9 protein-coding genes are annotated in these 12,380 nt (G+C 71.0%); all 9 read right to left on the minus strand.

Going from position 1 to position 12,380, the window contains the following annotated elements:
* Positions 1-36: 36 nt before the first annotated feature.
* Positions 37-1,038 carry a glycosyltransferase gene (locus ACX80N_RS11950; RefSeq protein WP_459339560.1) on the minus strand — a complete coding sequence of 334 codons (1,002 nt, stop codon included), beginning with the start codon at positions 1,036-1,038 and terminating at the stop codon, positions 37-39.
* Complete coding sequence (gene prmC, locus ACX80N_RS11955; RefSeq protein WP_459339561.1) at positions 1,035-1,904, minus strand: peptide chain release factor N(5)-glutamine methyltransferase; 870 nt, start codon at positions 1,902-1,904, stop codon at positions 1,035-1,037. The genes ACX80N_RS11950 and prmC overlap by 4 nt, the downstream gene beginning before the upstream one ends.
* Positions 1,905-1,907: 3 nt before the next feature.
* Positions 1,908-2,987: a peptide chain release factor 1 gene (prfA, locus tag ACX80N_RS11960; protein ID WP_105030988.1), complete on the minus strand. Its 1,080-nt coding sequence runs from the start codon at positions 2,985-2,987 to the stop codon at positions 1,908-1,910.
* Between the two features lie 131 nt (positions 2,988-3,118).
* Positions 3,119-5,302, minus strand: a complete 2,184-nt coding sequence (rho, locus tag ACX80N_RS11965) for a transcription termination factor Rho (protein ID WP_459339562.1) — start codon at positions 5,300-5,302, stop codon at positions 3,119-3,121.
* Positions 5,303-5,670: 368 nt separating this feature from the next.
* Positions 5,671-6,660, minus strand: a complete 990-nt coding sequence (thrB, locus tag ACX80N_RS11970) for a homoserine kinase (RefSeq protein WP_459339563.1) — start codon at positions 6,658-6,660, stop codon at positions 5,671-5,673.
* A 1-nt stretch (position 6,661) separates the two neighbouring features.
* Positions 6,662-7,765, minus strand: a complete 1,104-nt coding sequence (thrC, locus tag ACX80N_RS11975) for a threonine synthase (protein WP_459339564.1) — start codon at positions 7,763-7,765, stop codon at positions 6,662-6,664.
* Entirely contained in the window at positions 7,766-9,097 is a 1,332-nt protein-coding gene (locus ACX80N_RS11980; protein WP_105030990.1) for a homoserine dehydrogenase, read from the minus strand.
* Positions 9,094-10,650, minus strand: a complete 1,557-nt coding sequence (lysA, locus tag ACX80N_RS11985) for a diaminopimelate decarboxylase (protein WP_459339565.1) — start codon at positions 10,648-10,650, stop codon at positions 9,094-9,096. Before lysA ends, ACX80N_RS11980 begins: the two co-directional genes overlap by 4 nt.
* A gap of 2 nt (positions 10,651-10,652) precedes the next feature.
* Positions 10,653-12,293: an arginine--tRNA ligase gene (argS, locus tag ACX80N_RS11990; RefSeq protein ID WP_459339566.1), complete on the minus strand. Its 1,641-nt coding sequence runs from the start codon at positions 12,291-12,293 to the stop codon at positions 10,653-10,655.
* Positions 12,294-12,380 lie beyond the last annotated feature (87 nt).

Genomic DNA, 12,380 nt, shown 5'->3' on the forward strand with positions numbered 1-12,380 from the left:
ACATCGGAGGACGTCGGGCACAGGGTCAGGAGGGCGTCAGGACGGCGGCGGACCGAAGCCCGTGCCCCGCAGCCCTGCGGAGTACGCCGCGAACCAGGCGCGCAGTCCCTTCAGGTCGCGCTGCGTGAGGAAGTAGTACGGGAAGCCGATGACGTCGGCGCCGAACCAGCGCAGGTTGCGGTACTTGCGCGCGTTGTAGGCACGGTTGCGGAAGTAGGAGAAGCGCTTGAAGTCGCCGTCGGGGATGACGGGCGTGATGAACCCGCCGAAGATCGGCTTCATCTCGGACCAGGTGGCCGGGTGCCGGACGGCGACGGTCGCGAGCGTCCCGTACTTCAGGCCCGCCCGGCGCACGCGGGCCAGGAAGTCCACCTCGTCGCCGCGGATGAAGTACTTCATGTCCGGCAGGCCGATCGTCGAGAAGACCTCGGTGCGGACCAAGGCGCCGTTGAAGAAGTGCACCATGTCGGGCAGGTAGCCCAGGGGCTCGAGGGTGGCGCGGTCGTTGGTCAGCAGGCCGTTGATGCGGAAGTTGAAGGACAGCCGCGTGGGGTCGGCGGTGGCGGCGACGAGCGGACTGACGATGTCGAGATCGTGGTCGTGCGCGGCGCGGAGCAGCTCGGCGAGGCAGTGCTCGTCCTCGGGGTGGCCGTCGTCGTCCATGAGCCAGATCCAGCGGGCTCCGCTCGCGATCGCGGCGAGGATGGCGAAGGCGAATCCGCCGGCGCCACCGAGGTTCGCCTCGGAGCGGAGGTAGTGAATGGCACCGCCATCGGCTGTCGCGGCCTCGACGACGGCGGTGGCTGGCCGTGTCCCCGAATCGACGAGCGCCACGGTCCTGATCGGGGCGGTCTGGGCCGCGAGGGAGTGCAGGAGCTGCGCGAGTTCCTCGTGCCGGTCGTAGGTCACGGCGGCGACGGCGACGGTTTCGGTGTCGGTGTCGAGGGGAGCGCCCGCGTCGGTGGCGGCGTCCGTGCTCCCCACCGTCGTGCCGACCGTGTCCGGTACCGGCCCGGCCTGCGTGCTGCGCTCCGTCATCGTGCTGCCTCTTCCGTCGTCGTGGTCTGCCCCTGCGGCGCGAGGACCGCGCTCGTCGCGCGGTCGCGGCCGCCGAGGTCCTGGTGGGTCGTCACAGCGCTCCAGGTACCCATCTTCCCGAGAAACGCCGCGACCCAGGGTGCCTGCACCTCGGCGTGCTCCATTACGAAGTAGCCACCCGGCACGAGCAGGCGGGCGGCGGTCACGGCGGCGGCCCGGGGCAGCTCCATGCCGTCCACTCCCCCGCCGTACAGTGCCATCCGCGGATCGTGTTCGGCGACCTCGGGTTCCACGGGGACGGCGTCGGCGGGGATGTAGGGCGGGTTGGACACCACGATGTCGAACGAGCCGTCGTGCTCGGGCAGGGCGGTCGCGAGATCGCCCTGGACGAGGTGGACGCCGAAGGGCTTGAGATTCGGCCCCGCCCACGCGAGGGCCAGGTCGCTGAGTTCGACGGCGTACACGTCGGCCCCCGGGACCTCGTCGGCCACGGCCGCGGCGATCGCCCCGCTGCCCGTGCCCAGGTCCACGATCCTCGGTGCGTCGAGGGTGGCGGCGCGGTCGATCACGAGCTGCGCGACCGTCTCCGTCTCGGGCCGCGGCACGAACACCCCCGGGCCCACGGCCAGCTCCACGCGGCGGAACCAGGCCGTGCCCGTGAGGTGCTGCAGCGGGACACGGCGTGCGCGCTCGTCGACGAGGGCCCTGTAGCCCTCGGGCACCGGGGCGCCCGTCAGGGCGAGGGCGCGCAGCCGGCCGCGCGATACCCCGAGCAGGTGGGCGGCGAGGAGCTCGGCGTCGACGCGGGGGCTGGGCACGCCGGCCTCCCGCAGCCTGCGTTCGGCCGCCCGCAGGGCCTCCTCCACGCCCTACTCGTCCGCGCCGATGGCGTCGAGGCGCGCCTGCTCGTCCATCTCGATGGCGGACTGCACCACCGGCTCGAGCTCGCCGTTCATGACGGCGTCGAGGTTGTAGGCCTTGTAGCCCGTCCGGTGGTCGGCGATCCGGTTCTCCGGGTAGTTGTAGGTGCGGATGCGCTCGGAGCGGTCCATGGTGCGGATCTGCGACTTCCGGATGTCCGAGTTCGCCGCGTCGATCTTCTCCTGCTCGTGCGCGAGGATCCGGGAGCGCAGCACGCGCATCGCTGCCTCGCGGTTCTGCAGCTGCGACTTCTCGTTCTGCATCGCGACCACGATCCCGGTGGGCAGGTGCGTGATGCGCACGGCGGAGTCGGTGGTGTTCACGGACTGCCCGCCGGGGCCCGAGGACCGGTAGACGTCGATCTTGAGGTCGTTCTGGCTGATCTCGACCTCTTCCGGCTCGTCCACCTCGGGCAGCACGAGGACACCCGCGGCGGAGGTGTGGATGCGGCCCTGCGACTCCGTGACGGGCACGCGCTGCACGCGGTGCACCCCGCCCTCGAACTTGAGCCGGGCGTAGACGCCCTCGGCGGGGTCGTTCGACGAGCCCTTGATGGCCATCTGCACGTCCTTGTAGCCGCCGAGGTCCGACTCGTTGGCCGAGATGAGCTCGGTCTTCCAGCCGCGGGACTCCGCATAGCGCGCGTACATGCGCAGCAGGTCCCCGGCGAAGAGTGCTGCCTCGTCGCCGCCCTCGCCGCCCTTGACCTCGATGATGACGTTGCGGCTGTCGTTGGGGTCCCGCGGGATCAGCAGGCGTCGCAGCCGCTCCTGCGCCGTGGCGAGCTGCTCCTCCAGGACCGGCACCTCCGCGGCGAACTCGGGGTCCTCGGACGCCATCTCGCGGGCCGCCTGGAGGTCGTCGTCGAGCGCGCTCCAGCGATTGTGGGCATCGACGATCCGCCCGAGCTCCGCGTACCGGCGGCCGAGCTTCCGCGCGAGCGCCTGGTCTGCGTGGACGGCGGGATCGGCGAGCTGGTCCTGCAGTTCGGAGTGTTCGTCGAGCAGTCCCTGGATGGACTCAAACATCGGGTGTACCTCTTTCGGCGTGTGCAGCCAGTCTACGAAGGTCGAGGGGGCAGGAGCCGCCCGTTAACGGGGAAGCCGCCCGGCAGGAGCCGGCCACGAGGTGACCGGCTCCTGCCGAACGGCTGCCGTTGCTAGTCGGAGTCCTTGGAGCCCAGCGTGGTCTTCTGGACCTGCATCAGGAACTCGACGTTGGACTGCGTCTCCCGGATCTTGTTGGTGAGCAGCTCGAGTGCCTGCTGGGTCTCGAGACCCGACAGCACGCGGCGCAGCTTCCACATGATCTTGACCTCGTCGGGCGAGAGCAGGTTCTCCTCACGGCGCGTACCGGACGCGTTGACGTCCACGGCCGGGAAGATGCGCTTGTCGGCGAGGCTGCGCGAGAGGCGGAGCTCCATGTTGCCGGTGCCCTTGAACTCCTCGAAGATGACCTCGTCCATCTTGGAACCGGTCTCGACGAGCGCGGTGGCGAGGATGGTGAGCGAGCCGCCGTTCTCGATGTTGCGTGCCGCACCGAAGAAGCGCTTCGGCGGGTACAGCGCGGCCGAGTCGACGCCACCGGAGAGGATACGGCCCGAGGCCGGGGCGGCGAGGTTGTACGCACGGCCGAGGCGCGTCATGGAGTCGAGGAGCACGACGACGTCCATGCCCATCTCCACGAGGCGCTTGGCACGCTCGATGGACAGTTCGGCGACCGTGGTGTGGTCGTCGGCGGGACGGTCGAAGGTCGAGGCGATGACCTCGCCCTTCACGGTCCGCTGCATGTCGGTGACCTCCTCGGGACGCTCGTCCACCAGGACCATCATGAGGTGGACCTCAGGATTGTTGATCGTGATGGCGTTGGCGATCGCCTGCAGGATGAGCGTCTTGCCGGCCTTCGGCGGCGAGACGATCAGGCCGCGCTGGCCCTTGCCGATCGGCGCGACGAGGTCGATCACGCGCGGGCCGATCTTCTTCGGGTCCGTCTCGAGGCGCAGGCGGTCCGAGGGGTAGAGCGGGACGAGCTTCGCGAACTCGACGCGGTCCTTCAGGTCCTCGGCGGGCTTGCCGTTGACCGACGTGACGCGCACCAGGGCGTTGAACTTCTGGCGTGCGCTGGCCTGGGTCTCGCCGTCGCGGGGTGCGCGGATGGCACCGACCACGGCGTCGCCCTTGCGCAGGTTGTGCTTCTTGACCTGGGCGAGCGAGACGTAGACGTCGTTCGGGCCCGGCAGGTAGCCGGAGGTGCGCACGAAGGCGTAGTTCTCGAGCACGTCCAGGATGCCGGCGACCGGCAGCAGGACGTCGTCCTCGGTGACCTCGACGTCGTCGACGTCGGGCTGGTTGCGCCCGCGGCGACGGTCGTTGCGGTCGTTGCGGTCGTTGCGGTCGCGGAAGCGGCTGCTGCGGTCCTCGGGACCATTCCCACCGGCGCGGTTCGCGCGGTTGCGACGGTTGCGCCCGCGGCCCTCGTCGTCGTTCGCGCCGTTGCCCCGGTTGTCGCTGCGCTCGCTGCCGTTCCGGCCGTTGTCGAACTGGGTGTCGCCGTTGGACCCGTTGTTGGAGCCGTTGGACCCGTTGTTGGAGCCGTTGGACCCGTTGTTGGAGCCGTTCGAGCCGTTGGACCCGTTGTTCGAGCTGTCGTCCCGGCCGTTGCGTGAGCGGGTGCGACGCTCGCCGCGGCCCTCGCCCTGCTGTCCGGACTGCGTGTCGGCCTCGCCCTGGCCGGCGTTCTGCACATCGGCCGAGGAGCCGTTCTGGCCCTCGTTCTGGCCCGACGGCGTGTCGGTGCGGTCATCGCCACGGCGGTTGCGGCGGTTCCGCTGGCCACGGCCACCGTTCTCACGGTCTCCGCGGTCCTGCTGCTCGCCGGCGGAGGTGTCCTCCGCAGCGTCACGGGCGGGAGCCTCGCCCTGCTCGTCGGCGACGGCGGCGTCCGGCGCGGGCGTGGAGACGACTCCGTCGCTGCCTGCGCGGCGGTTGCGGTTGCGGGTGCGGGGCTGGCGCTCGGCCGGAGCGGACTGCTCGTCCTGGCTGTCGGCCGCCTCGGCAGGGGTGCCCGCGACGGCGGGGCGCTCTGCGTCGGTGCTGCGCTCGCTGCGCACGGTGGGGGTCTTCTGGCGGTCGGCGACGGCGGACCCGCGCTGGTGGTCGGAGATCGCGGACACGAGGTCGCTCTTGCGCATCCTCGATCCGCCGGTGATCCCGAGCTGACCGGCAAGAGCCTGCAGCTGGGCGAGCTTGAGGCCCGCGAGACCGCTGCTCTTGGAAGTCGTCGCGCCGGCTGTGTCGGCGTCTTGGGTGGCCACACCTGGTAACAGGTCAGTGGTTTCAGTCACGAAGGATCCTTCCCCCTCGTCGGGCGGCCACCTGATCGGTGGTCCGCGGTGGTTTGCCCCGTGCCGCATGTGAAGCAGGCGGGGTTCAGTCCGTCCGGAGGTGATCCGGCGCGGCCTGGGTGTGCTGGAAGCCTGAGGTCGTCGATCTGCGGGAGGTTGATCCGCACGCACAAAGATGATGTCGGAGGCTGCACCCGGGGATTGCTGGTGCGGGTGGGACCCGCAGTTTCGCGGCGGTCTAGAGAAGAGGACGGCGAATTCAACAGAAGCACGAGATGCCTGTTGGGAGACACGGTGTCAGCTGAACGACACGGTCCTTGCTGGAAGACACACTGGTGCCGATGGGCGCATGGTGCGCCCGGCGGTACCTACCCTTGGTGCACTCCTACTTTAGCACCTTCCCGCGCCACAGCGAGCCTGAGGACGCGCCAGTCCTGCGGCGTGTCGCCCTGTCCCAGGAGCTCCCGCACGGCGTCCTCCGCGGCGCTCGCGCCGGCCTCGCCGACGGCGAGGGTCAGCACGCTCGGGCCGGCGCCCGAGATGGTGCTGGCGAAACCGGCCGCCCGCAGTCCGCGCATGAGCGTCGCGCTCGGCAGCATGGCCTGCGCGCGGAAGTCCTGGTGGAGCGCATCCTGCGTGGCGGCGAACAGGAGGGACGGGTCCTGCCCCAGCGCGTGGACCAGGAGGGCAGCACGGCCGGCGTTGGCGGCGGCGCTGCGGTGGGAGACCGACGGCGGCAGGAGCGCGCGGGCGCTGTCCGTGGACAGAGCGAGGTCGGGGACCGCGAGAACGGGGACGACGTCGGGGTGGACCTCGACGCGCGTGCTGCGGTAGGCGTGGCCGCTCTCCCACGAGATGGCGAGGGACCCGGCGAGGGCAGGCGCCACGTTGTCCGGGTGGCCCTCGATCGACGCCGCCCACTGCAGCAGGTGCGCAGCGTCGAGCCGCTCGCGCTCGGGCAGCAGGGCGTTCGCCGCGAGCACGCCGGCCACGATCGCCGCGGCGGAGGAGCCCATGCCGCGACCGTGCGGGATGACGTTGACGGTGTCGAGTTCGAGCCCGGACGCACGCCGTCCGGCGTGGTGCAGCGTGCTGATCAGCGACTTCGCCACGAGGTGCCGCTCGTCGGTCGGGAGTCCGGCCACGCCCTCCCCCGTGGCCCGGACCACGGTGGTCCCCGACGTCGTCGTGCGCACCCTCACGGTGTCCTGCAGGGTCAGTGCGAGGCCGAGCGTGTCGAAGCCCGGCCCGAGGTTCGCGCTCGTGGCGGGTACCGTGACCAGGACGTCCTGCCCGGCCTCGACGCCGGGGAGGTCGAGCACGTCCGAGGTGGCCGGGGCTGCGTGCAGGCCGGCCACGTCAGTCCTCGAGTCCGAGCGCCGCCGCGACGCTCACGACGTCGAACTCGACCTTCGTGGGCTCCACGTCCGAACCGTCCGCCATGCGCAGTGCCCACTGCGGGTCCTTCAGGCCGTGACCGGTGACGGTGATGACGATCGTCTTGCCGGCGGGCACGAGACCCTGCGCGTGCTTCTTGAGGAGCCCCGCGACACCCGCGGCGGAGGCCGGTTCCACGAACACGCCCTCCCGCGAGGACAGCCAGCGGTGCGCGTCGAGGATCTCCTCGTCCGTCACGGCCTCGATGAGTCCGCCGGAGTCGTCGCGCGCGGCGACGGCGAGGTCCCAGGAGGCGGGGTTGCCGATGCGGATGGCGGTCGCGATGGTGTCGGGCTCGGTGATCGGGTGGCCCTTGACGAGCGGCGAGGCGCCCTCGGCCTGGAAGCCCCACATGACGGGCGTGCGCGTGGCGACGGCGGGCAGCTCGCCGGAGTGCATCGAGGCGTAGGGCGCCGCGTACTCCCTGTAGCCCTTCCAGTACGCGCTGATGTTCCCGGCGTTGCCGACGGGCATGAGGTGGTAGTCGGGGGCGTCGCCCAGGGCGTCGACGACCTCGAAGGCCGCCGTCTTCTGGCCCTCGAGGCGCGCCGGGTTCACCGAGTTGACGAGGAACACGGGGTAGGCCTCGGCGAGCTTGCGGGCCACGTCGAGGCAGTTGTCGAAATTGCCGTTGACCTGCAGCAGCTGTGCGCCGTGCGCGATGGCCTGGCTCAGCTTGCCCATGGAGATCTTGCCGTCCGGCACCAGCACCGCGCAGGTGATGCCCGCCTGCGTCGCGTAGGCCGCGGCGGAGGCAGAGGTGTTGCCGGTGGACGCGCAGACCACGGCCTTGGCCCCGGCGGCGACGGCGGCGGTCATCGCCATGGTCATGCCCCGGTCCTTGAAGGATCCCGTGGGGTTCATGCCCTCGACCTTGAGGTGGACGGCGGATCCGGTCAGCTCGGACAGGTGCCGGGCGTACACGAGGGGCGTGCCACCCTCACCGAGGGTGATGACCTCGGTGGCCTCGGTGACGGGCAGTCGGTCGGCGTATTCGCGGATGACTCCGCGCCACTGGTGGGCCACTTAGATTCCCTCTACTCGGAGCACGGACGAGACGGCGGTGATGACGTCGAGTGCCGCGATGTGCTTGACGGTCGCGGCAAGGGCCGCCTCGGGTGCGCGGTGCGTGACGATCCGCAGCTCGGCGGTGGTGCCGCCGTCGGGCCCGCCCTGGTGGATGCGCTGGCGCATGGTCTCGATGGACACGCCGTTCTCGGCGAAGATCTGCGCGATGCGCGCGAGGACGCCGGGCTGGTCGGCGACCTCGAGGCCGATGCAGTAGCTCGTCCGGACGGTGTCGATGCTCAGCGGCGGCACGTGGCCCGTGGTGGTCTCGGTGCGGCCGGGACCACCGAGGACCATGCGGCGGGCGGCGCTGACGACGTCGCCCAGCACGGCGGACGCGGTCGGCGTGCCTCCCGCGCCCTGGCCGTAGAACATGAGTTCGCCGGCGTTCTCCGCCTCGATGAAGACGGCGTTGAACGCACCGCGGACGGCGGCCAGCGGGTGGGAGCGCGGCAGGAGCGTGGGGTGCACGCGGACGCCCACGCCTGCAGCACCCGCCTCGTCGGTGAGCATCTCCGCGATGGCCAGCAGCTTGATGACGTAGCCGTCCTCCGCGGCGGCCGCGATGTCGTCGGCGGTGACCGAGGTGATGCCCTCGCAGTGGACGTTGTCGAGCGCGAAGCGGGTATGGAAGGACAGCGAGGCGAGGATGGCGGCCTTCGCGGCGGCATCGTGCCCCTCGACGTCGGCCGTCGGGTCCGCCTCCGCGTAGCCGAGGTCCTGGGCGGCCTTCAGCGCATCGGCGAACGAGGCGCCCGTGGAGTCCATCTGGTCGAGGATGTAGTTGGTGGTGCCGTTGACGATCCCCAGCACGCGCGTGATGCGGTCACCGGAGAGGCTGTCGCGGATGGGACGGAGGATCGGGATGGCGCCCGCCACCGCTGCCTCGTAGGACAGCTGCACCCCGGCGGCGTCGGCCTGCTCGTAGAGCTCGGGGCCGTCCAGCGCGAAGAGCGCCTTGTTGCCGCTGACCACGGTGGCGCCGTGCCCGATCGCGCGGAGGATGAGCGACTTGGCCGGCTCGATCCCGCCCATGAGCTCGATCACGATGTCGGCGTCCTCCACGAGCGCCTCGGCGTCCGTGGTGAGAAGTCCCGCCGGGAGCTCCACCTCGCGCGGGGCGTCGAGGGTGCGGACGGCGACGCCGGTGAGTTCGAGCGGCGCGCCGGCGCGGCGGCCGAGGTTCTCGGCGTCCTCGAGGAGGATGCGGGCTACCTGCGAACCGACGTTGCCGCAGCCGAGCAGGGCTACGCGCAGCGCGCGTACGGGGGGTGTGGCTGGTGAGTTCATGCTGTCCGTGGGGCTCCTGGATCCGTGGCGGGCACTGCAGTTCCTGGCGAGGCGGGCTCGCGCTGGACGTCCCTGCGGAACAGGTCCTCCTCGGTCTCGCCGCGCACGATCAGCCGTGCGACGCCGTTCGCGACCGCCACGACGGGCGGACGCGTCAGGTAGTTGTAGTTGCTCGCGAGCACCCAGCAGTAGGCGCCGGTGCCCGGGACGGCGAGGAGGTCACCGGCTCCGGTGTCCTCGGGGAGGTAGACGTCCCTCACCACGATGTCACCGCTCTCGCAGTGTTTCCCAACCACGCGCGAGAGCACCGGGTCGGCATCGGGGGTGCGGGATGCCAGGACGGCCGAGTAATCCGCGCCGTAGAGCACCGGACGGGGGTTGTCGCTCATCCCGCCGTCCACCGACACATAACGCCGGGGGTGCGTAACGGAGGTGTCCTCGAGGACCTCGGAGCCGTCGGCCGCGGCGTCGACGCGTACCGTCTTGGTGGTCCCGGCGGTGTAGAGGGTGAACGTGGTGGGACCCACGATGGCTCGGCCGGGCTCGATCGAGATGCGGGGCACGGCCAGTCCCAGCTCCCGGCACGTCGACCCGACGACGGCGGCCATGGCACGGGCGATCTCCGCTGCGGGGCGCGGTTCGTCGGCCTCGGTGTAGGCGATGCCGTAGCCGCCGCCGAGATCGAGCTCGGGCAGTTCGACGCCGTGCCGGTCGCGGACGCCGGCGAGGAAGCCGAGCAGCCGCCGCGCGGCGAGCTCGAAGCCCTCCGGCTCGAAGATCTGCGACCCGATGTGGCAGTGCACGCCGAGCAGGTTGATGCCCGGGTGTGCCAGCGCGTCCGCGACGGCGCGTGCGGCCGGCGACGAGGTGCCGTCGCTCTCGTCCTCGTCCTGGCCCGGTCCCTGGTCGGTGGTCAGCGACAGACCGAACTTCTGGTCCTCGTGGGCGGTCGCGATGAACTCGTGCGTGGAGGCGTGGACACCGGGCGTCAGGCGGAGCATGACGTTGGCGGTACGGCCGCGCTGTACGGCGAGATCACCGACGAGCGTGACCTCCTGGATGCTGTCCACGACGATCCGGCCGAGATCCGCGTCGATGGCCCGGACGATCTCCGCGGCGGACTTGTTGTTGCCGTGCAGTCCCAGTCTCGAGCCCGGCAGTCCGGCGCGCAGGGCGACGGCGAGCTCACCGCCCGAGCACGTGTCCAGCCCGAGGCCCTCCTCGCGCACCCAGTGCGCCACCTCGGTGCACAGGAAGGACTTGCCCGCGTAGAACACGTCCACTCCGCCGCACAGCTCGGCGAAGGCCTCGTCGAAGGCGTCACGGAACGTCGACGCGCGCGTGCGGAAGTCCCGCTCCGACACGACGAAGAGCGGCGTGCCGTACTCCTGCGCGAGGCTGTCCACGGAGACGCCGTCGATCCGCAGGACGCCGTCGGTCCCGCGCTCCACATCCTCGGCCCACAGCTTCGCATCCAGGCGGGTCGGGTCGGCGGGGACGGACAGCCACTCCGGTGCCAGCGGCGAGGCCCCTGCGGGGCGTGTCGTCGTCATGGCTACATCCGCTCCGGCGCGGACACGCCGAGGAGGTCCAGCCCGTTCGCCAGGACCTGCTGCGTGGCGTTGTTCAGCCACAGGCGCGAGCGGTGCACGTCCTCGACGGGTGCCTCACCGAGCGGTGCGACACGGCAGGCGTCGTACCAGCGGTGGTAGGTCCCCGCGACGACCTCCAGGTGGCGGGCCACGCGGTGCGGCTCGCGGAACGTGGCCGACTGCGCGACGACACCGGGGAACTGGCCGAGGGCGGCCAGCAGCTCCCCCTCCGTGGGATGGGCCAGCGACGCGGCGTCGAAGCCGCTGGTGTCCACGCCCGCCGAGACGGCGTTGCGGGCGACGGCGTGCGTCCTGGCATGCGCGTACTGCACGTAGAACACGGGGTTCTCGTTGGTGTTCTTCTTCAGCAGCTCCGGCTCGATCGACATCGCCGAATCCGCCGGGGAACGTCCCAGCGAGTAGCGCAGCGCGTCCGCGCCGAGCCAGTCCAGCAGGTCGCGCAGCTCGATGATGTTGCCGGCACGCTTCGAGAGCCGGGCGCCGTTCACGGACACCATCTGGCCGATGAGGATCTGGATGTTCCGGTCCATGTCGTCACCCGCGCACGCGGCGATGGCCTTGAGGCGGCCGATGTAGCCGTGGTGGTCGGCACCGAGCAGGTAGATCTTCTCGGGGAAGCCGCGGTCCTTCTTGGAGAGGTAGTAGGCGGCGTCGGAGGCGAAGTACGTGGGTTCGCCGTTGGCCCTGATGAGGACGCGGTCCTTGTCGTCACCGAAGTCGGTGGTGCGCAGCCACACCGCTCCGTCGAGGTCGAAGACGTGGCCCTGGTCCCGCAGGCGGTCGACGGCCTGCTCCACGGCGCCGCCGTCGTGCAGGGCCGACTCGGAGAAGAACACGTCGAAGTGCACGCCGAAGTCGGCGAGCGTCTCCTTGATGTCGGCCATCTGCGCCTCGTAGGCGAGCGTCCGGACGATCGGGAGCGCGGCGTCGTCGTCGAGCTCCGCGACATCGGGGCGGGCGGCCAGCACCGTGCGGCCGAGGTCGGCGATGTACTCGCCGGGGTAGCCGCCCTCGGGCGTGGGGCGGCCCTTCAGGGTCGCGAGGACGGAGGCCGCGAAGTTGTCCATCTGCGTCCCGGCGTCGTTGATGTAGTACTCGGCCGTCACCTGCGCGCCGCTGGCCCGCAGGACGCGGGCGATGGAGTCGCCGAGGGCGGCCCACCGCGTGTGGGCCAGGTGCAGCGGGCCCGTCGGGTTGGCGGACACGAACTCCATGTTGATGGTGTGGCCGGCGAGCGCGTCGTTGGTGCCGTAGGCGGGGCCCGCCTCGACGATGGTGCGCGCCAGCTCACCGGCGGCGCCGGCGTCGAGCGTGATGTTCAGGAAGCCGGGACCTGCGATGTCGACGCTCTTGACGCCGTCGATGCCCGCGAGGCGGTCGCTGAGCAGCTGGGCGAACTCGCGCGGGTTCATGCCCGCCTTCTTGCCCAGCTGGAGGGCGATGTTCGTGGCCCAGTCGCCGTGCTCCCGGTTCTTCGGTCGCTCCACCCGCACCTCGGAGGGGAGGTCGATGTGCAGGTCGCCGGTCTCGACGGCGGCCTTCAGGCAGGCGGAGATAGCTGCAGAGAGTTCTTCGGGAGTCACCCGTCCAGCATAGCGGCGGGGACCTCCGCGCCCTGCTTTCCGTGACGCGGCTCAAGCCGGAGCCGGTCCACCCGGGCACCCCGATAG

This window comes from Arthrobacter sp. MDT2-16 (assembly GCF_054510925.1).